Raw genomic sequence first — 22385 nt, forward strand, 5'->3', positions numbered from 1 at the left:
CACTTTAGCATTTCCAACATTTTTATGTTTACTCATAAGAAAATAGTTTTTCAAAGTAAAGAGGTACCCAGATCGACAGGTACCTCAAAGTTCATATTAAACTGTGTAACGTTCTTCTTCTAACACATGTTTAGCAATTTCTCGTTTCTTTTCAATTACATTGATAGGCGTGTGACGAGTTAATTTACGTAGTGCTGAAAGCATCATTCGTAACGTATCACCTGATTCCACAGCTACTAAGGACTCTTTTGCGTGTGCTTCAATTTCGTTAAATGCCTCTTGGCAATATACTTGTGTGTAAAGTAATTTTTGTTTACTTTTTTCTTCGCCAAATTTTGCAATAGACTTCTCAGTACGAAGCACCGCAGATTCCATTGCATACACATTGTTAATGATGTCTGCTAGGTTCACTAACACTTCTTGCTCATTTTGTAATTTAGGGCCGTATTTTTGTGCAGCCAAGCCAGCAACCATTAACGCCACTTTCTTTGCATTACGAACTAAATACTTTTCTTGCTCTAGGACACCATCTCCCACTTCCTCTGGCATCATCATCATTAATTCTTCTTGTAAACTTTGCGCTTTTTGTAAGAGCGGGAGTTCACCTTTCATTGCTTTTCGTAAATACGTGCCTGGTACGAGAAGGCGATTGATTTCATTGGTACCTTCAAAAATTCGATTAATTCGGGAATCACGATAAGCCCTTTCTACTTCATATTCAGCCATAAATCCATACCCACCATGGATTTGGACGCCTTCATCCGCTATGAAGTCTAATGTTTCGGAGCCAAATACTTTCCCAAGCGAACATTCAATAGCGTACTCAGCGATTGATGCCGCCACCGCTTTTCCATCTTTCGCTTCTTCTGGAGCTAGTTTACTCATTCGATCTTCGAATAGACCAACTGTGCGATATACAGAGCTCTCCATTGCGTACAATTTAGAAGTCATATTCGCAAGTTTTTCTTGGATGAGTGGGAATTTTGCAATCGGTTGTTTAAATTGTTGACGTTGGTTTGCATATTGTGCGGATAATTCCACCACTCGCTTACTTGCTCCAATCGCTCCCACTGCGAGCTTATAACGTCCGATGTTTAAAATATTAAAAGCGATTACATGTCCTTTTCCTACTTCTCCTAGTAAGTTCTCTTTTGGAACAGGCACATCTTCTAAAATGAGTGTACGGGTAGATGAACTTTTAATCCCCATTTTCTTTTCTTCCGGACCAGTAGATACGCCTGGATAATCACGTTCTACGATAAAGGCTGTGAAGTGCTCTCCATCTACTTTTGCATAGACAACAAATACGTCAGCGAATGCAGAGTTTGTAATCCACTGTTTTTCTCCATTTAAAATGTAGTGCGTCCCTTCAGCGTTTAATTTTGCTGTTGTCTTCGCACCTAATGCATCTGATCCAGAGCCTGGTTCTGTTAAGGCATAAGCTGCAATTTTTTCACCAGTCGCTAATCCAGGTAAGTACTTCTGCTTTTGCTCCTCTGTTCCGAATAATACAATCGGTAAGGATCCGATTCCGACATGTGCCCCGAATGTAATGGAAAAGCCACCTGCACGAGAAAATTTTTCAGCAATTAAAGCTGAGCTTACTTTATCAAGCCCTAATCCACCATACTCCTCTGGTACATCCGCTCCTAGTAATCCTAAGTCTCCCGCTTGTCGAAGGAGTTTTACAGAAATATCAAATTGATGATTTTCTAAGTCTTCAATATGTGGAACGACGTCGTTTACAACAAAATCCTCAGTCGTTTTTGCAATCATTTTATGCTCATCCGTAAAATCTTCTGGTGTAAAAACACGATCCGCTGAAATATCCTCTAAAATAAACCCGCCGCCTTTGATATAGGATTCTGTTTGATTCGCCATATAAATTCCTCCCATTCCTTTGTAAGAATTTCTTTTTTCTTTATGAAATTAGCTCAAATACTCCCGCAGCACCCATTCCTCCACCGATACACATCGTAACGACACCGAATTGTTCATTTCGACGTCTCATTTCGTGAAGAAGCGTTAAGGTGAGTTTTGCACCTGTACATCCAAGTGGATGCCCTAGCGCAATTGCACCACCATTGACATTTACCTTTTCTTCATCGAGTCCTAATTCGCGAATAACTTGAATCGATTGGGAAGCGAATGCCTCATTTAATTCAAATAGCCCGACATCTGCTATTTGTAGACCTGCTAACTCAAGTGCTTTTGGAATCGCAACGACAGGACCTATTCCCATTACTTCTGGTGGAACACCACCAACTGCAAAGGAGCGGAATTTTGCTAAAGGCTTGAGCCCTAGTGACTCTGCCTTCTCTTTATCCATTACCATTACAGCTGCTGCCCCATCGCTCGTTTGTGAAGAATTCCCTGCAGTTACGGAACCATCGATGGAAAACGCAGGTTTTAATGTTGATAAAACATCACGATTCGTTTCTGGTCGAACTCCCTCATCTTGTGAAAATCTCACATGTTGCTCAGTCAATTTATGGTCGTCTCCCACAGACCTTACAGTCACATCAACCGGCACAATTTCCTCTGAAAACTTTCCTTCTTCAATGGCTCTTGCAGCTCTTTGGTGACTACGAACCGCAAAAGCATCTTGATCTTCTCGACTAATGCCATATTTTCTTGCCACTTGCTCTGCTGTATGCCCCATGCTCATATAGTACTCTGGAGCTTCTTCAGCTAGTGTGGCATTTGGACGAACTACGTGTCCCATCATCGGAACGAGACTCATCGATTCAGCCCCACCAGCAATCACTGTATCAGCATGCCCAAGCATGATTCGTTCCGCTCCATACGCAATGGCTTGTAAACCAGATGAACAATATCGGTTAATTGTTATGGCAGGTACAGTATGTGGAAGACCAGCAAGCGCACCAATATTTCGAGCCATATTAAGTCCTTGCTCTGCTTCTGGCATCGCACATCCAAAAATTAAATCATCCACATTACCTTCATAGTTCCCTGCTCTTTTCAACGTTTCTTTTACAACTAATGCTCCTAAATCGTCCGGACGAACATGCGCTAATGTTCCTTTTTTGGCTTTGCCGACTGGTGTTCTTGCACCAGCAACAATAACAGCTTCTCTCATTTCCGGTCTCCTCCCCTTAGTTACGAAGTGGTTTTCCTTTCACTAACATGTGTTGCATACGTTGTTGCGACTTCGGCTCACCGATTAAGCTTAAGAATGCTTCACGCTCAATCTCTAGTAAGTATTCTTCATCAACTTCTGTTCCGAATGGAACTTTACCACCTGAAAGAACATAAGCTAGCTTTTTAGCGATTTTTAGATCATGTTCTGAAGCATACCCTGATAAGTGCATCGACTGTGCTCCTAGCAACATCGTCGCATAGCCGGATTCACCCACTACAGGGATTTTCTTTTTAACGGGTGCACGATAACCAGCATCAAATAGTGATATAACTTTTTGCTTTGCATCAGATAAAAGGTGATCTGCGTTCATACTAATTCCGTCATATTGATTAAGGAACCCGTTTGTCCGAGCTTCTTCTGCCGAAGTAGATACTTTAGCCGTCGCAATTGTTTCGAACACTTTGTTCGCTACTTTTTGAAGGTCAAAATTCGTTCCTTTCGGCATACTATCTAAGTGTTTAATATATAACTCTTTATTTCCGCCACCACCAGGGATTAATCCAACTCCAACCTCTACAAGACCCATATACGTTTCACTAGCCGCTTGAATGCTAGCAGTCGGTAAACACACTTCTGCTCCACCACCGAGAGTCATTTGGAAAGGAGCTGATACTACTGGCTTCGAGCTATACTTAACTTTCATCATCGCCTCTTGGAAACGACGAACGACCATATCAATTTCGAAGTAATTGTCATCTTGCGCTTCCATCAAAATCATTGCTAAGTTCGCTCCGACACAAAAGTTTTTCCCTTGGTTTCCGATGACAAGCCCTTTGTAATTTTTCTCGACTTCTTCTACAGCAAAATTAATCATTTGAATAATATCAAGACCGATCGCATTATTTGGGGAATGGAATTCTAATAGTGCTACATCATCCCCTAAATCAATGAGGCTAGCGCCACTATTTTTCTTAATGACTCCTTTTGCTTCTTTTAACGAAGCAATGTGTATAACCTTTTTGTTTTCTTCAACTGGTCGGTATTCACCTTGAGCGTAGTAGAAATGACCGTCTTTGTCTTTCTTGTAGAAGGATTCAAATCCTTTCTCCAACATTTCTTCTACCCATTGTGGGGGATTTAAGCCTTGTTTCTTCATTTTTTCAACAGACTGCTTCACACCAATGGCATCCCACATTTCAAATGGCCCTAGCTGCCAGCCGAATCCCCATTTCATTGCTCTGTCAATGGCAACAATATCATCCGCAATTTCTCCACGTAGCTGAGCCGAATAAACGAGAGTAGGTGCTGATATATTCCACAATAGTTGCCCAGCCTTATCCTCCGAATACAAAAGCGCTTTCAATTTATTCTTTAACCCTTTTGCTTGCTTAGCCATCTCAGTAGCAGCTGTTTTCAGTTTTTTACGCTCGCCATATTCAAGCGTTTCGTAATTAAGCTCTAAAATTTCTTTTCCAACTTTCTTATAAAAGCCAGCACCTGTTTTGCTTCCTAAGCGTTTTTCTTCCAATAATGTTTTCATAAATGCAGGTGGGTCAAAAACGTCTTTTTCTGAACCTTCTACTTGGTCATACACGTTTTTGGCAACGTGTAAGAATGTGTCTAACCCTACGACATCAAGAGTACGGAATGTTGCACTTTTTGGTCTTCCAATTAATGGACCTGTAATCGAGTCTACCTCTCCTACAGAATAGCCACCTTTCATCATTTCTTTAACTGTGACTAACAGTCCGTAAGTACCAATACGGTTAGCGATGAAGTTTGGTGTATCCTTTGCTTCAACTACACCTTTTCCAAGTACCTCTTCTCCAAATTGCTTCATAAATGCTAATACATTCTCATCCGTTTTCTTTGTTGGTATAATTTCTAGAAGCTTTAAGTATCGCGGAGGATTAAAGAAATGTGTGCCTAAGAAGTGTTTCTGGAAGTCGTCTGAACGCCCCTCAGCCATTGCTTCAATGGAAATTCCTGAGGTGTTCGAGCTTACTATACTGCCTTGTTTACGGTGGAGATCTATTTGTTCAAATACTTTTTTCTTAATATCTAAACGCTCAACAACCACTTCGATAATCCAATCGACTTCGTTTAATTGAGCTAAGTCATCTTCTAAATTCCCAGCTCGAATGAGTTGAAGATTCTCTTTTGAGGTTAATGGAGCTGGTTTTTGTTTTAGCAATTTTTTTATTGCCTCATTCGAAAGACGGTTACGAACTTGTTTGTCTTGCAACGTTAAGCCTTGCAATTTTTCCTTTTCTGTTAATTCATTTGGTACGATATCAAGTAGTAATACTGGAATGCCAACGTTTGCTAAATGTGCGGCAATTCCGGAACCCATTACTCCCGAACCGATAACCGCAGCTTTTTTAATTTGCTGGACCATCACGTATCCCCTTTCGTTCTTTTGAATGAATACTCATTCATTTTTTCACCTAAAAAAATATGAGTCTTAAATTCTCTTCTTTTATAATATAAAATATTTCGAAAATTTGTTCAATACTTTTCCATTATTTTTGCTTAAAATTAGCCATTTAGGAAAACTTAATGTTTATAAAGGGGGTGATATAGTGGCACGTGTACAAAAAGAACCATCTAAAAATGGGGTTAGTGCTGCAAGTGTAAAAGGAAACGCAGGTCCGCAAAAGGAAATGAATGGTGGCGGTAAGAAAACAAGTCAAAATCAGCAATACAAAAAAGAAAATATGGGGTCAGATGGTTTCTGATAAACCTTCTTGCCAATAATTAAAGCCACCCATGACAGATCAGGTGGCTTACTCTTATTTCTGTTGTGAACGATGTATTTCATTCAGTTCTTTAATTTCATGAATGAGCTCCTTTATTGCTTCTTTCGCTTCGGGGTATCGTTCATTCCAATGCTTCACTAGAGGAGGCATGGATTTCGCGATATATGTGTATATCACCCATGCTTTTACTTTCTCTTTTCGATCTTCCGTAACGTCACCTAATAATAATTCTGTATACTTTTCAACTAATCCATCCAGTTGTTCTGCCAACTTTTGATCCATTATTTTCCCTCCTTCGTAAATTGAACCGGACATGTTTGACACCTAATTTGTTCGTCATTTGTTTTATAATATAGACAGCATGTTTTCCGCATTCGAATTTCTTTTCCAACTTGCTCATTAAAACGTTTCGGTTGGGCAAAAGGAGTTAACGGATTATGATCGTATTGGCCAAACATATCCCCTCTTGCTTGCTCTACAACGAAAAGAAAATCATCAGTAACTCGTTTTTTCAAGTTACAAGATAGCTGTTCTATAGGTATGGATTCATACATCCATAAGATGTATACCGCAACGTTTTCCCAAAGAATACGAGGTGATACTTTCGCTATTTTAGATACAGCTGAAATAAGTGGATCGATATGCTTTTTAAATAACCGGATTATCCATTCAGTGCGTTTTTCTTCTCTATTCCCTTCTAATTCTTCCACAGTTAATGTTTTTAAATGTAGCTTTGGACTCCATACTCCATTTTGATGATGACTTTGAATGGAAACATTAGTCAATTCTACATTTAATACTTTATTCCACATAGACATGCTATATAACCCGATCGCAGCCAATACTCCATATCGTTTAATTAAAAGTGAACCACAGACAGATATTTTATTTGCCGACAGTGGTGATTTTATCCTTTCCAGATAAGCGTTTAACCGTTGTTCGTCTAATAGATCAATGCTTTCAATTGATAACTCTGACTCAACCGTTTCGAACGTCAAACCAAATGATTGCAATAACTGCCATTGTTCAATCGTTAAAGTTGACATGTAGTTTCCCCTTTTATTCAATGTATTACTTGAGAATCATTTTCATTATAACGACTTTGAAAATCATTATCAATTATTTCTCCCAGAAAAAAAAGACTGTCCAAAGAGTACAGTCTTTTTTTCACACAATATATATTAGTTCATTTCATTTTAGTGGTGGACGCCTACGACCTTCTTCAGCAATAGCAGGAGCAAATTGGTATCCTTCATTTTAGCTAGTCCTTCCGTCATATATCTTTGATTTGGTTTGTTTGTTCACAAACATTCTTACCAAATGAACTTACCATATTACAAGTAAGGCTCTAGTTTCGTTTAACATCATTCCACCCGTAAGCTATGACTGTCTCCTAATAGATAGTTGTCAAAAATAAAAGTGGAGAAAAACGAGTTGCTTTTCTCCACATTCAATTTATAATTTAACTCTTTGAAGACGAAGTGCGTTTAACACAACCGAAACAGAGCTAAAGGCCATGGCTGCCCCAGCTACCCAAGGAGCTAAAAAGCCTGCCGCTGCAATTGGGATACCTAACGTATTGTAGGCAAATGCCCAGAACAAATTTTGTTTAATATTACGCATTGTTCGATTACTTAGTTTAATGGCTTGAACAATACTCATTAAATCTCCACGCATTAACGTTACATCAGATGCTTCGATGGCAATATCGGTCCCAGTCCCCATTGCCATACCGATATGAGCAGTAGCAAGCGCAGGCGCATCATTGATGCCATCTCCAATCATGGCAACCACTTTCCCCTCTTGCTTCAATTTTTCCACTTCTTTTGCCTTATCTTCTGGAAGCACTTCACTAATCACATGATGAATTCCAACTTCTTTAGCAATGGCTTTTGCCGTTCTAGTATTATCTCCTGTCATCATATAAACACTGATGTTTCTGTTAAGCAGCCGTTGAATCGCCTCTTTAGATGTTTCTTTCACATTATCTCTCAAAGCCAATAAACCAACACAGGTGTGATGAATAGCTACTAATATTACCGTTTTTCCCTCTTCTTCAAGCGCTTCTTTCTTCTCTATTACAGAAGTCGGAACTTTAATGTGTTCATCGTGCATTAACTTCTTCGTCCCAATCAATACTCGTTGAGTATCTATAGTCGCTTTAATCCCATGACCTGGAATCGCTTCAAATTGAGCGGGTTCTATTAGTTTTTCCTGTGAGTTGATTCCTTTTACGATTGCTTCCGCTAATGGATGCTCGGAACGATTTTCTGCGGACGCTACAAGGTGTAAAATACGATTTTTCTCTTGGTGATCGATCCAGATATCTGTTACCTGTGGCTCTCCTTTTGTTATCGTTCCTGTTTTATCTAGAACAACTGTGTCAATCCGATGGGTTGATTCTAAATACTCTCCGCCCTTAAATAAGATTCCAGCTTCAGCAGCTCGACCCGACCCTGCCATAATTGATGTTGGTGTAGCAAGCCCGAGTGCACATGGACAAGCAATGACTAATACAGCAATCATATTTTCTAATGCAACGGCAAACTCTCCTGGAGCTACTACTAGATACCATACCGTAAAGGTTAAGATTGCTATGGCCACAACAATTGGAACGAATATACTAGAAACTTTATCGGCCATTCGTTGAATCGGTGCTTTCTGCCCTTGAGCTTCTTCTACCACTTTAATAATTTGTTGAAGTACACTATTTTTCCCTACATTTGTCGCTTCAATCGTCATCGTTCCATGCTTATTGATCGTAGCTCCAAATACTGCATCTCCAACATTTTTATCAACTGGAACACTTTCACCGGTTAGCATCGATTCATCAACCGTTGTTTGTCCTTTTACTATCGTTCCATCTACAGGTATTTTTTCACCTGGACGGATAAGCACCATGTCACCACTTTTTACTTGGTCTATCGGAACCTTTTGTTCATCTCCGTCTTTTATGACTGTTGCTGTTTTAGCTTGGAGTCCCATAAGCTTCTTAATCGCGTCAGACGAACGACCTTTCGCTTTTGCTTCAAATAGCTTCCCTAATAAAATAAGGGTAATTAATACTGCACTTGTTTCAAAATATAGCTCGGTCATCATCTCATCTGTCGCTGAGGAACCAATGGTCAAATACAAACTATAGAAATAGGCAGCAGATGTTCCAAGTGCCACTAACACGTCCATATTAGCTGATTTGTTCTTTAAGTTTTTATAGGCACCGACATAAAACTGCCAACCGATGATAAACTGGACCGGAGTAGCTAACACAAATTGAAACCATGGATTCATAAATAAAGGAGGAACATATATAAAGCTAGTAAATGAAAAATGACCAACCATTGCCCATACTAACGGCAAAGATAATATGAGGGCGAAGTAAAATTTTACTTGTTGCCTTTTAAGCTCCGCCTCTTTTATATCTCTATTTCCTTCATCGTTTTTCACTGTGGCCCCATACCCTAACTTTTCAACTTTTTCGATGATCTCGTCGGCAGATATGATACCTTTTACATACTCGACTTGCGCCTTTTCTAACGCCAGATTGACCGATGAAGATTCAACTCCAACCTGTTTTTGTAGTCCTCTTTCTATTCGGTTAGCACATGCTGCACATGTCATCCCGGAAATATCTAAGTCTACCTTTTCCGTTATGACCCCATAACCTAAGCTTTTAATTTTCTCTATCAGCTGAGGAACATTGACTTTTTCTTCGGTATACGTAACATTTGCTTTTTCCAAAGCAAGATTGACCGTTGCTTCCATCACTCCATCCATCTTCTTTAAGCTTTTCTCAATCCGATTGGAGCAGGCGGCACATGTCATTCCAGAGATTTGGAAGGAAATTTCTTTTTCTTTCAACGGTAGCACCTCCAATATACCATACTGGGGTATATAAAATTTGTGAATAAAGCGTGCACTTAGCACGCTAAAATGTTTTTCGTTACTCTACATCGTATCCTTGCTCTTCAATTGCCTCTTTGATCGCTGATATTGTAGCTTTTTTTTCATCGTAATCCACTTGAACTTTCCCGTCTGCTAACTGAACATGAACATTGCTTACACCTTCAATTTCTCCAACGCTTGTTTCCACAGCTTTCACACAATGATTACAAGACATTCCTTTTACTAATAAAACTTTCGTTGCCATGATATAATGCCCCCTTATTTTTTTAACATTCTTTTTATTGTTACTAACACTTCGTCAATTACTTCTGTATCTCCTTCTTGAATCCGTTCTACTACGCAGCTCTTCATGTGACCTTCTAGTAATAGTCGGCTAACAGAATTAAGCGCTGATTGGATAGCTGTAATTTGTGTTAGTACATCATCACAGTATGCATCTTTTTCAATGAGCCCTTTCACTCCCCGAATTTGACCTTCGATTCGATTAAGACGGACTGTTAAATCTTTTTTAAATTTATCTGAATGGTGACTTTTACGATGTGAAAGTTCCTTCTCTTCCATTGAACCGCCCCCTTTACATCAAGCTACCATACCCCCCTAACCTATGTCAATTGTTTAAGTCGTCTCTAAAAATTAAGAGGCTATGCAAATAGCATAACCTCTTTTAATCACCATTATCGTACATGAACAGATTTTTCGATATGTTCATGGAGTCCTTCGTCATTCGAAACGTGAACTTTTACAAAATATTGACCTGATTCTTCAAACGAATAGGATGCGGAATAATTTTCATTCCTTTCTACTGCCTCAATCCAATCGTGATGTTCGGCGCCTTCCATCCAAATCTCGTAACGCACATCTGCTCCTGAAATAATTGTGCCTTCCTTCTCTACCGTTGTAGTTAGCGTCTGTTCTTCATTTTTTTGAACCGCATCTGGTATGTTCATTTCAATTAATACCGTTTCATCACCATGATGATGGGATTCTTCATGACTTTCATCTAGATCATTATGCGATTCATCAGTCGATCCAGCTTCTTCAGGATTCCCAATGACAATTTGCTTTTTCGGCATATTATGCTGATCTTTTGCCGTCACATGTGATTGTACGAAATATACTCCGTCTTCTTCAAAGGTATACATTACCTCATAAATTCCATTCTCAGAATGTTTTCCTTCTACTTTCTGACTTTCTTCTTTTTCTCCGTCTTTCCAAATTTCAAATAACACTTCTGTCGCATCCGTTACCTTTTCATCACCATAGTAAACTTCTGCTGTCAAAGTAATCTCCTCATTTTTCTCTCCATTTGCAGGGACAGCTAAATTCACTTCTAATGGAAGAACTTCAACCTCTTCATTTTCTGTTGATTCCTGCTGTGTGCAAGCGACTAAACCTAAAGATAAAAGGAGTATGAGACCGAATTTTTTCATTATAATCACCTTTCTCTCTCTTGTCTTTCCCACTTTAACCATTTCCTTGAAATGTTAAACATCTGTTATTACCGTACATGAATTAAGAAGTCGTTACAATAGGTTCTATAGCGTACATGTCACAAAGAGATGAATATTTGATGTCAAAGTAATGACAGTAATTTGAAGAAAAACTTCAAAAAGTATCAACTACTGAAGCGTAGTCTTTTAGAATCTAAGAAAAGCGCAAAGCGCAAGTCCTTAGGCGAAGGGCGCTTTAGGACCTGCGAGGAGGCTTCCGTCGCCACAGCAGGGCCGAAGCGACCCGAGCTGATGGCGCATGGAGCTAGACACAAAAAAAACGGTAAAGAGAATACTTTAACACTTTATTGAACTTAAACTTTCTGTAATAAAAAAAAGTGTCTAAAAAGCCTTAATCAGCGGCTTTTTAAACACTCTTATCATTACATAGATTCCGTCATTTGATTGTCGTATGTAATCCCATGTTTCTTTTCAGACTCTGCGATACATACTGCACAAGCTGCATCACCAGCAATATTGACTGCCGTTCTCGTCATGTCAAGTAAACGGTCAACACCAAGAATTAATGCAATTCCTTCTACTGGTAAACCAACGGTATTTAAAACCATCGCCAACATAATGAGACCTACTCCAGGAACACCTGCAGTGCCGATACTTGCTAAAACAGCCGTAATGACAACTGTTAACAATTGAGCCATCGTTAAATGCTCATTAAATACTTGGGCAATAAAAATCGTCGCAACACCTTGCATAATAGCTGTACCGTCCATATTAATGGTTGCACCTAGAGGTTGAACAAAACTACTAATAGGCTCAGGTACTTTTAATCGTTTTTGTGCCATTTCCATCGATACTGGTAGAGTACCACTACTCGTTGATGTACTAAATGCCACACTCATGGCAGGGAAAAAGTTTTTGTAGAAATGAATCGGACTCATTTTCCCGATGAAGTAAACAGCTGCGCTATACGTTACACCTGCGTGAATGAAAAGGGCGGCAACTACGACAATCATGTATAACCCCATTGCTTTTACCGCATCCCATCCTTGACTTCCGACAGCTGTTGCGATTAAACCAAATGCACCATATGGAGCAAGTTTCATGACTAGTGTTACAAGGTACATCATAACTTCATTACCTTGTTCAACAAACTTCATCAACGTCGAAGCTTTTTTTCCTAGCATCGAAATTCCTAGCCCCATAAAGATGGAGAACGTAATAATTTGGAGCATGTTCCCTTCAGCCATTGCTTGAATTGGGTTTGTCGGAATAATATTAAGCAATGTTTCACTAATAGATGGTGCTTCCTTAGCTTCATATTCAACAGAAGACGTATCAAAAGATCCGATGTTTCCTGGCTGGACAACAGAAGCAAGCGATATTCCGATTGTAATGGCAATTCCTGTTGTCACAAGGAAGAATAAAACCGTTTTCAAACCAATTCTCCCTAACTTTTTCGGATCACCTAGACCTGCAACTCCAAGCGTAATGGAAAAGAATACGATTGGTACAACAAGCATTTTAATTAAGTTTAAGAAGATTTTTCCGAGTGGAGTAAAAATGTACGCATCTAATGTGTTAAACAAATCTGGAGAAGTAGCATTTAACACTAGACCAACGACTAAACCTGCAATTAAACCAACGATAATTTTCCCTGTTAGTTTCATATATGACCTCCCTTTAGAAAAACAGATTTTATTATTTACTATTTAGAGTTTCATTCTATTAGAAGAACGTTTCGATGCCCATTCTTATGTAAATACAACACGTTATTCCATTAGAATTACCTCTAATAAACGAAAAAACCACGAGAGAGATTCCCGTGGTTTAATCCAAAGTCAAGTCTCTCTCCTACGCTTACGAGGTTAGCTGTCGGGTTCGGATCGAAGAGTATCCTACTTTAAAAAGATTCACCCCAATGCTATAAATAGCATTCATTGGTTCCCCCGTTCCCTAAAGGGATTCAGCGGTCATTTATATACATATAATATTATTTTAGCTTGACTCAATTATTTTTCAAATATTTTTTTCGTTAAAGGGTTAATTGTTCAAAAGTATTCAAGGTCAATGAAAGGTCGTTTTCATATAGATTATTGCTTTTGTTAACATTAAGCTCCATTACATAGTGTAGATCATTATATTTTATTTGTATTAGAAGATAGAGGAGAGCCCCTACAGTAAAAATGTCTCTACCAGCCAACAAGCACGAATTTCACATCTTACGCACATCAAGGAAAAAATATCCTGTTAAAAATAGAGCCATTGCAAAGGACAGCATTAAAACTATGCTATATTGACCTGTTAAACCGTTTGCTTTAACAGTCTGCTCTACAGGCTTCTCATCATCCTTTTCGACGATCGAGAGTGCGATTTTTTTAATTAGACGTTCACCTTCACCAATAATGGAAAGTTCGCCGCTTTCGTCAATGAGTTCTTCTATTACTTCCTGTCTCTTTTTCGTATAAGATAACTCATCTTTAAGCTCATACTGTTGGTCCATGTTTACCTCATATTTCGTACCTGCTTCAATCGATACAGTTTCAAATCCATTTAAGCTGTAATTGAGTAGTGAAATCGTATCATTATAAGCGATTCTACTAGATTCAGCTTTAAGAGTTACAACAATTACATCAATCCAGTCGTTTTTTGCAGTAGTTACAAGTGTGTGGCCAGATTCACTAACAAACCCTGTTTTCCCCCCTGTAACATAAGGGAAGGAGGAATCAATTAATAATTTATGATGATTTATAATCGTTGTATCCCACGACTCACCATCCCACGGTAGCTCTTTCATTTGAAAGATTTGGCGAAAAGTTTGATTTTGCATAGCATATTGTGTGATTTGAGCCATATCATATGCTGTCGTTTGGTGATCTTCATCAAATAACCCACTTGGATTGACAAAATGGGTATCCGTGACCCCAATGACTTCCTTTAAATAATCGTTTATTTCATCTGAGAAGGCTTCGACACTTCCGTTTAGGTGCTCCGCTATCGCAATGGCTGCATCATTCCCTGAATTAATGACCATTCCTTTTATGAGCTTGTCGAGTGTAACAACTTCTCCTTCTTCTAAATAGACTCTTGTACCATCCGCATTTCTCGCCCGTTCTGATACGGTCACTAAATCATTTAAATTCCCGTTTTCAATCGCATATATCGCCGTTGCAATTTTCGTAATGCTGGCCGGATACATTTGTTCATTCGCATTTTTCTCGTAAAGAACATCTCCACTTTTAGCGTCCATCACAATGGCTGATTCACTTTGAATACTTATTTCGTCGTTCGCATACACGGATGAATATGGTTGTCCTATCGACAAAGCCGCTAAGAAGCAGAGAATTGAAACTAATAAACGGTTCATCCCATTCACCTTTCGTCATTCGTCTGTTACTCATCATATCGTTAAAATTCGCCTAGTTGACGAACTCCTGATCAATTGTTAAAAAACTGTTTGTTTCTTGCAATCGGTCTGAAACATACACTATATTTATCGGAAATATTCCCCAAGTTTTAAGCGTTTATATCATTTTTGACGAAGGTGATTCTTGACTAGATTTGCTTGTAAATGAGGAGGGGAAAAGTGCTTTCTGGAGGAAAGATACCGGTTTTCTCTATATCGATTTAGAATGAAAGGAAGGTAGCGGCTAATCCTTCTGGGACAACACAAGCTTACAAGTTGAAATACTATTAGAAAAGCGGAGTTGACTGCCCAGTGTTGTACGAAGGAGAGATACTCCCGCACTAAAAATAGCAGTTATCGACTTATCGTAGTTCACTAGTTGCTAAGACAAACCTTTCCTAAGGAAATCCTCCGCCACGGAAATGAACCATTTTATAAGAAACATACATGATTTTACACTCACACCCCGGACATGAAAATTTATTCTCCCCGGGGTTTCCTTTCTACCATCTACCTATCATGATCTTTCATTCAGCTCATAGGTAATTTTTATTTTCACAGAAAAAGCGCAAAGCGCAAGTCCTTAGGCGAAGGGCGCTGGAGGACCTGCGAGGAGGCTTCCGTCGCCACACCAGGGCCGAAGCGACCCGAGCCGATGGCGCTTGGAGCTAGACACCAAAAAAACTGTAATGAGAATAATTTAACACTTTATTGCACTTAAACTTTCTGTAACAATGAAGAAAGAGGCTGTACTTTTTGGACAGCCCCTATCTCTCAGGCTTCTATATGACCTGTATGATTATACACTTCTTGATTTATTTCTCCCGTTGCTTTGCTAGTTAAGACGCCTGCTGTCATTGCTCCACTCACATTTACTGCTGTTCGTCCCATATCGATCAGTGGCTCGACCGAAATTAATAGGCCAGCGAGCGCGACAGGAAGATTCAATGTTGATAGAACTAGCAATGCTGCGAATGTAGCTCCTCCACCAACACCCGCAACTCCGAATGAACTAATGGCTACCACAGCGATAAGAGTAGCGATAAACGTTGGCGTAAACGGATCAACCCCTACTGTTGGAGCAATCATGACTGCTAACATAGCTGGATATACACCTGCACATCCATTTTGTCCTATTGATAATCCAAATGATGCCGAAAAGTTTGCGATTCCTTCAGACACCCCTAATTCCGATGTTTGTGTTTTTACGTTAAGCGGAAGTGTACCTGCACTCGAACGTGATGTAAAAGCAAACGTTAAAACTGGGACAATTTTCTTCACATACGTTATCGGGTTTAAACCAGAAATCGTCAAAAGAAGTAAATGAATAAGAAACATAATTGCAAGTGCAACATAAGATGCAAGGACAAACTTTCCAAGCTTCATTATCGCTTCAAAATCACTTAGTGCCACCGTTCTCGTCATAATGGCTAATACACCATATGGAGTCAAACGTAAAATGATTGTTACGACCCTCATCATAATAGCATGAAGGGATTCCACAAGCTTTTCAAACAGTTCCGCTTGATCTGGTTGCTTCCTTTTTACCCCTAAGTATGCTATCCCGACAATAATGGTGAAAATCACAACTGCAATGGTAGAAGTAGATCGTGCTCCTGTTAAATCGAAAAACGGATTACCCGGTAACAATTCGAGCATCTTTTCAGGTAAAGACATATCCTCAATTCCAACCAACTTCTCCTCTAATTGTTGACCTCTGACGACCTCAGATTCTCCTTGCTCAATTTCTATCGCTTCTAAGTTAAATGCAGCCGTAGTTATGATCCCAACTGCCGCTGCAACCGCGGTCGTTCCGACTAAGATTCCAATGATAAGAGTACTAATCTTTCCTAATTGATTGGATAATTTCACTTTTGTAAATGCAGATAAAATCGATATAAAAACTAACGGCATGACAATCATCTGCAAAAACTTCATATACCCGACACCAATTAAATTAAACCATTCAACTGATGTGTTTAATACTTCTGAGGACGTTCCATAAGCTAGTTGAAGAATAAAACCAAATGCGATTCCGACTGCTAAAGCTAAGAAAACACGTTTCGCAAAAGAAACATGCTTCTTCTGTAAATAAAAAAGACCTCCCACAATGAGGAGCATAACAACGATGTTTAAAATAACAAAAAGTACATTCATATCCAATCCGCTCCTTTATTTCAAATTTTTGATAAGTGATACTATATTATAATTAATCCTATAAGTCAACTATGATTTATAATCTCATTTATCCTAATTTTCCATTTCCAGAAAAGAAGGGTGTAAGAATACTCCTTCTCACACCCAAAATTTTAAATTATGATTTCACACTGACATCTGTTCTTATTTCTTCCCTTTGCTTCCTTCCCCACCATGTCGCCAATATCGGTCCCGAAATATTATGCCATACACTAAAAAGAGCACTCGGAACAGCAGCTAATGGTGAAAAATGAGCACCCGCTAAAGCAGCGCCTAGTCCTGAGTTTTGCATTCCTACTTCAATGGAAACGGCTTTTTGAGCAGGTATATTCATTTTCAATAGTCGTGCCAGCCAATACCCACAAAGCAAACCAAGGCCATTATGTAAAATAACGATTAAAAATAATAGCAAGCCACTCTCAATGATCTTTTCTTTACTTAATCCAATAACTGCGGCAACAATGAGAACGATGGAAAGAACAGAAACAAGTGGCAATACGGAGATCGCATTTTCAACTTGCTTGGAAAAAAGAATTTTTACTACAAGTCCAAGAATGATTGGGACAAGTACAATCTTAACAATGGACATAAATAAACTACTAGCTGAAATCGGTAACCATTTACTAGCTAATGCCCAAATTAAAAAGGGTGTAACGAACGGAGCTAACAACGTGGATACCGTTGTTATTGCTACTGATAATGCCGTATTCCCTCTAGCTAGGTACGTGATCACATTCGAAGCAGTCCCACCTGGACAACACCCAACTAAAATGACTCCAGCTGCTACTTCTGGTGGTAACGAAAACGATATAGCCAAAATAAAGGCTAATAGTGGCATTACAGTAAATTGAGCAAGTACCCCAATTGCCACATGTTTAGGGTGCTTGAACACCGCAGTAAAGTCAGACACTTTCAATGTCATACCCATCCCAAACATAATGACCCCGAGAAGCAATGGGATGTGGGGAGCCACCCATGTAAAGGATTCAGGTAATAAGAAGCCAAGAATCGCAAATAATAAGACCCAAATAGCAAACGTGTTCCCGACAAATTGGCTTACTTTCGCAAACATCTTCACTTGTTAACACCTCCTTAAATTACCAATGATTATACAAAATTTATTTAATTTTTCAAAATATTTTTTAAATAATTTGACTTTATTGGTAAAAATGAAGATTTAACAAACCTTAAACATTCTCTATCTTAGAACAGAAAAAGGATGCTCACCACGAATTATTCAGGTGAGCATCCCTATAGAGAACTAAGAAAATTACTCCACTCTCGATTCAATCATCTGTTCTAGCTTGACGATTTGGTCAAACTCCTCCTCCGTTAGTAGTTGCAATTTGTTTGCGGCTTCCTTTAATGAAATGCCATGTTCATAGGCTTCCTTAGCAATTTTTGCAGCCTTCTCATAACCGATATGCGGGTTTAAAGCCGTTACTAACATTAACGAATTTTCAACATAATGTTGGGTGACTTCTTCATTCACTTGCAATCCCTTTATACAATGATCATGGAAAGAACGCATACCATCTGCTAACAAGCGAATGGATTGGATAACATTATATACAATGACCGGTTTAAAAACGTTCAATTGAAAGTTCCCTTGACTTGCCGCAAACCCGACGGTTGCATCATTCCCCATAACTTGAGCTGCAATCATCGTTACAGCTTCACTTTGTGTTGGATTGACTTTTCCTGGCATGATAGAGCTTCCAGGCTCGTTTGCTGGTATTTTCATTTCACCAATTCCACACCTTGGTCCACTCGCTAACCAACGAATATCATTAGCGATTTTCATTAAATCAGCAGCCAGTGCCTTTAATGCACCATGGGCAAAAACTAATTCATCATGACTTGTCAACGCATGAAATTTATTTGGAGAAGTTTTAAACGTTTCATTGGTTAGTCGACTGATTTCCTCACATACTTTCATTCCAAACAATGGATGGGTATTTAAACCTGTTCCAACCGCGGTACCACCGATGGCTAAATGTCGTAAATGATTCATACTTTCCTTAATCATCTTTTCGTTAACGTCTAACATATGAATCCAACCGCTAATTTCTTGTCCAACCGTTAATGGAGTAGCATCTTGAAGATGTGTGCGACCAATTTTAATGATTGCTTTATATTCCTCTTTTTTCTGTTCCAACGTTTGAATAAGTCTTTTGATTTCTGGTAAGAGTTCCTCTTTTAACATAAGGACAACAGCAACGTGCATAGCGGTAGGAAATGTATCATTGGAACTTTGCCCCATATTCACATCGTCATTAGGATGTACTCGAATGGAGAGCTTCTCCTTTTTTAATTGTTTGTTACAAATATGTGCGATCACTTCATTTACGTTCATATTCGTCTGTGTCCCACTCCCTGTTTGCCATACAGAGAGTGGGAATTGTTCATCCAGTTTCCCTTGAATAATTTGATCACATGCGTTTATCATCACTTCTGCTTTTTTCCGTGTAAACTTTCCTAATTCTCCGTTTACCTTTGCTGCACTTTTTTTGATTAAAGCATAAGCATAGATCACTTCAATAGGCATTTTTTCGAGACCTATTTTAAAATTTTTTCGACTCCGTTCCGTCTGTGCTCCCCACATATTTTGTGACTCAACTCTGATTTCACCCATCGTATCGCGTTCTATACGGAATGACATGCTTTCCCTCCTATTCGACCGTTTATAATACTATTTCCCTTAAAGGTTGAAATAAACGGCTCTCCTTAGGAATGGTTAGAAACAGTATGCTCAATAATGGGTCCCGTCCATTCAGTTGATAAGAAGAACAAAATGAATAACAACAGCAATCCTATCGGATGAAAAAGAAGAAATCGTATATATTTCGGAAAGGTTACATGTAACTCTTCTTTAAAAATCGCCATTAACAACAAAAAGACAACGAGCTGAATGATTAACATCATTTTGATCATAGAATCGTAATAAAAAGGATGAAGCATTTCCCCCGTCATCGCCCCCATCATTCCGCCCATGATACCTGCTAAAAAACCCTCCAATACGGCCGCAACATGAAAAAGTCTCCCAAAAAAGAACCCCACTACCACTCCAGTAATCATTCCCAAAAACGTTGCACTTAAAAAATTGAAATAAGGCAGTAAACTGGCGATTAATCCAACTAACAGTCCGGTGCACATCGCATATGCCATCGCAATCACCATACCGAGCATCTGAGATAGTCCTTTGTAACGATGCAATAACATAAAAGAACTCACAAGAAATGTACCGCTCAATAATAGCATCCAAGTTAACGCAATCGTTATCTTGTTCACCCCCTACAGGATTTCCTACCATATATGTATTACAAGCTTTTTCCTCACAGAACGAATAATAAGAAGGGTACACGTTATTCAATTCATTAGCTTTCCCATCCAAAACGATACAAGCTCTCATAATCTATAACATATTAAAAAGAAGGGGGTAATCAACTCTACAGAAAAGGATTTGTTATCTAACGTAAAGTGCCGTTGTAACAAAAAGAGGATACCCATTATGTGAAGGAATGGCATCCTCTTACTTGTTCTCTTTATTTAGTTTCTCTGTGAAGCGTGTGGCGTTTTAATCTCGGACTATATTTTTTAAGTTCCAAACGCTCAGGATGAGTTCGTTTATTCTTTGTCGTGATGTAGTTTTTGTCACCTGTTTCTGTACATGCTAAAGTTACTTTTACGCGCATTCTAGTTCCCTCTTTTCATAAATATTTTTGTTATTAAGATATCTTACTGTTTCTCTACAAATGGTGGAAGTGGATCACGGAAAGTCGACCAATCCACTTCCATTTCTTCATCTGTTAGCAAACAGCGGTCTAATGTTTCTTCAATCTCTTGTCGATTCATATCAATTCCAATAAAGACGAGCTCTGTCATGCGATCCCCATACTCTGGATCCCATTTCTGTTTCAAAGTTTCATCTTCGTTCATAAATTGTTCTCTTTCTTCTTCCGTATACTCTGCCACCCATTCTCCGGCTGCTTCAATCATAATTGAGGGTCCTGCTTGTGAAAGGAGTCCTGCGAGATGATTTCTTGTAGCGAGCCAGAAAAATCCTTTCGCTCTCACTATATCAACTGGCCAATCTTCTAACCAAGCCATCCACCTTTCTGGATGAAACGGTTTTCGACGGCGATAAACGAAGGAAGAAATTCCGTACTCCTCTGTTTCTGGTGTATGCTCTTCATTTAATTCTTTGATCCAACCAGCACTTTGGCTAGCTTTTTCAAAGTCAAATCGATGTGTATTTAATACATCATCAAGTGATACACGCCCAAAGCTACACTCCACAATTTTTGCATCTGGGTTTAATTTTTGGATAACGGCATTTAATTCCGCTAAGCTTTCTTGATCAACTAAGTCAGCTTTATTCAAAAGAATGACGTCCGCAAATTCAATTTGATCAATTAACAAATCTACTACTTCTCGTGTATCATATTCATCTGCCCCTTGCTTTCTGTCAACAAGTGTTTCACCAGAGGCAAAGTCATGCCAAAATCGATTTGCGTCTACTACTGTTACCATCGTATCTAAACGACAATGGCTTGGAAGATTGATTTGTAACTGCTCATCAACATATGTAAACGTCTGAGCTACTGGAATTGGCTCCGAAATGCCGGTTGATTCAATAACGATATAATCAATATCTCCAGCCTTGACTAATCGCTCCACTTCAATCATTAAATCTTCTCGTAGCGTACAGCATATACAACCATTTTGAAGCTCGACCATTTTCTCCTCTGTACGGGAGAAAGCTCCATTTTTGATTAATGATGCGTCAATGTTTACTTCGCTCATATCATTGACAATTACAGCAATTTTTTTATTCTCACGATTCGCTAAAATATGATTTAACAACGTTGTCTTACCAGAACCTAAATAGCCACTCAATACGGTAACTGGAACTCGGGTATCTCTCAATGTTTTACCTCCACAAATCAAAATCATTACGATTTAATCAATGCAACACCTCTTTTGAAGAAGGCTATTTTAATAAGGAAACCCTCTACTACGCTCTAGACACTTGAGTCAAAGTCGCTCCATTACATAGAGAGAAATGACCTTGAACAATGTCTTAAAAACAGCCATCTTCTTATAGAAAAGAGCTTTAAAGAAAAGAAATTCCAGTAACAAATCGTAATCATTACGAATTAAATTTTATGAAACTTTTCTTCATTTTGCAAGTATTAATAATAGAACTTCCTCATTTTTTTCAATTACGTAACAATTCGGCAAGAAACCTTTACTTCCAAAGAAAAATACATATACTTATAGATAATGATAATCATTATCATTAAAAGGGTGATTCAAATGACTTCAAATTTACGAATAGCAATCGAAAAGCGAAAAGAATATATCATTCAAAAACTCATTCAATTCGATATTTATAAAAAAGGACAAAAACATTTATACGAGCTCACGTTGTCTGAACTGGAGGATTTATACGAGAAATGGATTGTTCAACGTCAACCATTCTCTACTCCTTAAAAGAATGGAAATAAGGTTATCTTTTATTTAAAGAGCTTGGGAAAGCTAGAACAATTGTCTTTCTCAAGCTCTTT

At 38.7% G+C, this 22385-nt stretch carries 19 protein-coding genes and 1 riboswitch; of the genes, 2 read left to right on the plus strand and 17 right to left on the minus strand.

The features are described 5' to 3' along the window. Positions 1 to 96: 96 nt before the first annotated feature. The 3 genes from ML543_RS12600 to ML543_RS12610 are packed head-to-tail and all read right to left on the minus strand — an operon-like array spanning position 97 to position 5501. On the minus strand, positions 97 to 1881 hold the full coding sequence (locus tag ML543_RS12600; RefSeq protein WP_243387778.1) for an acyl-CoA dehydrogenase family protein: 1785 nt from the start codon (positions 1879 to 1881) through the stop codon (positions 97 to 99). Between the two features lie 40 nt (positions 1882 to 1921). Then, positions 1922 to 3100: an acetyl-CoA C-acetyltransferase gene (locus ML543_RS12605; protein WP_243387779.1), complete on the minus strand. Its 1179-nt coding sequence runs from the start codon at positions 3098 to 3100 to the stop codon at positions 1922 to 1924. Positions 3101 to 3116: 16 nt separating this feature from the next. After that, on the minus strand, positions 3117 to 5501 hold the full coding sequence (locus ML543_RS12610; protein WP_243387780.1) for a 3-hydroxyacyl-CoA dehydrogenase/enoyl-CoA hydratase family protein: 2385 nt from the start codon (positions 5499 to 5501) through the stop codon (positions 3117 to 3119). Between the two features lie 184 nt (positions 5502 to 5685). On the opposite strand from ML543_RS12610, the gene ML543_RS12615 reads away from it, so the two are divergent. Next, a complete protein-coding gene (locus ML543_RS12615) occupies positions 5686 to 5841 on the plus strand; it encodes a YuzL family protein (RefSeq protein ID WP_243387782.1) in 156 nt (51 codons plus the stop codon). 54 nt (positions 5842 to 5895) lie between these two features. On the opposite strand, the gene ML543_RS12620 is transcribed toward ML543_RS12615, so the two are convergent. From ML543_RS12620 to ML543_RS12685, 14 genes are all read right to left on the minus strand, one after another. Continuing rightward, the gene (locus ML543_RS12620; protein WP_243387783.1) at positions 5896 to 6144 is read right to left on the minus strand and encodes a YusU family protein; all 249 of its coding nucleotides are present in this window, start codon (positions 6142 to 6144) and stop codon (positions 5896 to 5898) included. Continuing rightward, complete coding sequence (gene fhuF, locus ML543_RS12625; RefSeq protein WP_243387784.1) at positions 6144 to 6908, minus strand: siderophore-iron reductase FhuF; 765 nt, start codon at positions 6906 to 6908, stop codon at positions 6144 to 6146. Before fhuF ends, ML543_RS12620 begins: the two co-directional genes overlap by 1 nt. 409 nt (positions 6909 to 7317) lie before the next feature. Next, positions 7318 to 9720 (minus strand): heavy metal translocating P-type ATPase, encoded by a 2403-nt coding sequence (locus ML543_RS12630; RefSeq protein ID WP_279326663.1) that lies wholly within the window; start codon positions 9718 to 9720, stop codon positions 7318 to 7320. A gap of 82 nt (positions 9721 to 9802) precedes the next feature. After that, positions 9803 to 10009 carry a copper chaperone CopZ gene (gene copZ, locus ML543_RS12635; RefSeq protein WP_243387785.1) on the minus strand — a complete coding sequence of 69 codons (207 nt, stop codon included), beginning with the start codon at positions 10007 to 10009 and terminating at the stop codon, positions 9803 to 9805. Positions 10010 to 10023: 14 nt separating this feature from the next. Beyond that, on the minus strand, positions 10024 to 10326 hold the full coding sequence (locus ML543_RS12640; protein ID WP_243387786.1) for a metal-sensitive transcriptional regulator: 303 nt from the start codon (positions 10324 to 10326) through the stop codon (positions 10024 to 10026). A gap of 113 nt (positions 10327 to 10439) precedes the next feature. Beyond that, on the minus strand, positions 10440 to 11195 hold the full coding sequence (locus ML543_RS12645) for a FixH family protein (protein WP_243387787.1): 756 nt from the start codon (positions 11193 to 11195) through the stop codon (positions 10440 to 10442). A 443-nt stretch (positions 11196 to 11638) separates the two neighbouring features. Further along, a complete protein-coding gene (locus tag ML543_RS12650) occupies positions 11639 to 12883 on the minus strand; it encodes a dicarboxylate/amino acid:cation symporter (RefSeq protein WP_243387788.1) in 1245 nt (414 codons plus the stop codon). Positions 12884 to 13055: 172 nt separating this feature from the next. Further along, a riboswitch (cyclic di-AMP (ydaO/yuaA leader) is annotated at positions 13056 to 13195 on the minus strand. Positions 13196 to 13428: 233 nt separating this feature from the next. Further along, a complete protein-coding gene (locus ML543_RS12655) occupies positions 13429 to 14580 on the minus strand; it encodes a D-alanyl-D-alanine carboxypeptidase family protein (protein ID WP_243387789.1) in 1152 nt (383 codons plus the stop codon). Positions 14581 to 15393: 813 nt separating this feature from the next. Next, positions 15394 to 16776: an L-cystine transporter gene (locus ML543_RS12660; RefSeq protein WP_243387790.1), complete on the minus strand. Its 1383-nt coding sequence runs from the start codon at positions 16774 to 16776 to the stop codon at positions 15394 to 15396. A gap of 157 nt (positions 16777 to 16933) precedes the next feature. Beyond that, complete coding sequence (locus tag ML543_RS12665) at positions 16934 to 17893, minus strand: bile acid:sodium symporter family protein (RefSeq protein ID WP_419095383.1); 960 nt, start codon at positions 17891 to 17893, stop codon at positions 16934 to 16936. Positions 17894 to 18085: 192 nt separating this feature from the next. Next, complete coding sequence (gene fumC / locus ML543_RS12670; RefSeq protein ID WP_243387791.1) at positions 18086 to 19477, minus strand: class II fumarate hydratase; 1392 nt, start codon at positions 19475 to 19477, stop codon at positions 18086 to 18088. Between the two features lie 65 nt (positions 19478 to 19542). After that, positions 19543 to 20106 carry a hypothetical protein gene (locus tag ML543_RS12675; RefSeq protein WP_243387793.1) on the minus strand — a complete coding sequence of 188 codons (564 nt, stop codon included), beginning with the start codon at positions 20104 to 20106 and terminating at the stop codon, positions 19543 to 19545. Positions 20107 to 20360: 254 nt separating this feature from the next. Next, on the minus strand, positions 20361 to 20510 hold the full coding sequence (gene rpmG / locus ML543_RS12680) for a 50S ribosomal protein L33 (RefSeq protein ID WP_243387795.1): 150 nt from the start codon (positions 20508 to 20510) through the stop codon (positions 20361 to 20363). Between the two features lie 43 nt (positions 20511 to 20553). Next, entirely contained in the window at positions 20554 to 21744 is a 1191-nt protein-coding gene (locus ML543_RS12685) for a GTP-binding protein (RefSeq protein WP_243387796.1), read from the minus strand. Positions 21745 to 22134: 390 nt separating this feature from the next. Here ML543_RS12685 and ML543_RS12690 point away from each other — a divergent pair, with 390 nt between their 5' ends. Continuing rightward, the gene (locus tag ML543_RS12690; protein ID WP_243387797.1) at positions 22135 to 22311 is read left to right on the plus strand and encodes a Fur-regulated basic protein FbpA; all 177 of its coding nucleotides are present in this window, start codon (positions 22135 to 22137) and stop codon (positions 22309 to 22311) included. The last annotated feature ends 74 nt before the right edge of the window (positions 22312 to 22385 follow it).

Origin of the sequence: Bacillus kexueae (assembly GCF_022809095.1) — a bacterium.
In the GTDB taxonomy this organism is placed as follows: Bacteria; Bacillota; Bacilli; order Bacillales; family Aeribacillaceae; genus Bacillus_BZ; species Bacillus_BZ kexueae.

Coding starts and splice junctions, on each gene's coding strand:
- ML543_RS12600 (WP_243387778.1), bottom strand. CDS start 1,881: ATGGCGAATCAAACAGAATCCTATATCAAAGGCGGCGGGTTTATTTTA.
- ML543_RS12605 (WP_243387779.1), bottom strand. CDS start 3,100: ATGAGAGAAGCTGTTATTGTTGCTGGTGCAAGAACACCAGTCGGCAAA.
- ML543_RS12610 (WP_243387780.1), bottom strand. CDS start 5,501: ATGGTCCAGCAAATTAAAAAAGCTGCGGTTATCGGTTCGGGAGTAATG.
- ML543_RS12620 (WP_243387783.1), bottom strand. CDS start 6,144: ATGGATCAAAAGTTGGCAGAACAACTGGATGGATTAGTTGAAAAGTAT.
- fhuF (WP_243387784.1), bottom strand. CDS start 6,908: ATGTCAACTTTAACGATTGAACAATGGCAGTTATTGCAATCATTTGGT.
- copZ (WP_243387785.1), bottom strand. CDS start 10,009: ATGGCAACGAAAGTTTTATTAGTAAAAGGAATGTCTTGTAATCATTGT.
- ML543_RS12640 (WP_243387786.1), bottom strand. CDS start 10,326: ATGGAAGAGAAGGAACTTTCACATCGTAAAAGTCACCATTCAGATAAA.
- ML543_RS12645 (WP_243387787.1), bottom strand. CDS start 11,195: ATGAAAAAATTCGGTCTCATACTCCTTTTATCTTTAGGTTTAGTCGCT.
- ML543_RS12650 (WP_243387788.1), bottom strand. CDS start 12,883: ATGAAACTAACAGGGAAAATTATCGTTGGTTTAATTGCAGGTTTAGTC.
- ML543_RS12655 (WP_243387789.1), bottom strand. CDS start 14,580: ATGAACCGTTTATTAGTTTCAATTCTCTGCTTCTTAGCGGCTTTGTCG.
- ML543_RS12660 (WP_243387790.1), bottom strand. CDS start 16,776: ATGAATGTACTTTTTGTTATTTTAAACATCGTTGTTATGCTCCTCATT.
- fumC (WP_243387791.1), bottom strand. CDS start 19,477: ATGTCATTCCGTATAGAACGCGATACGATGGGTGAAATCAGAGTTGAG.
- rpmG (WP_243387795.1), bottom strand. CDS start 20,510: ATGCGCGTAAAAGTAACTTTAGCATGTACAGAAACAGGTGACAAAAAC.
- ML543_RS12690 (WP_243387797.1), top strand. CDS start 22,135: ATGACTTCAAATTTACGAATAGCAATCGAAAAGCGAAAAGAATATATC.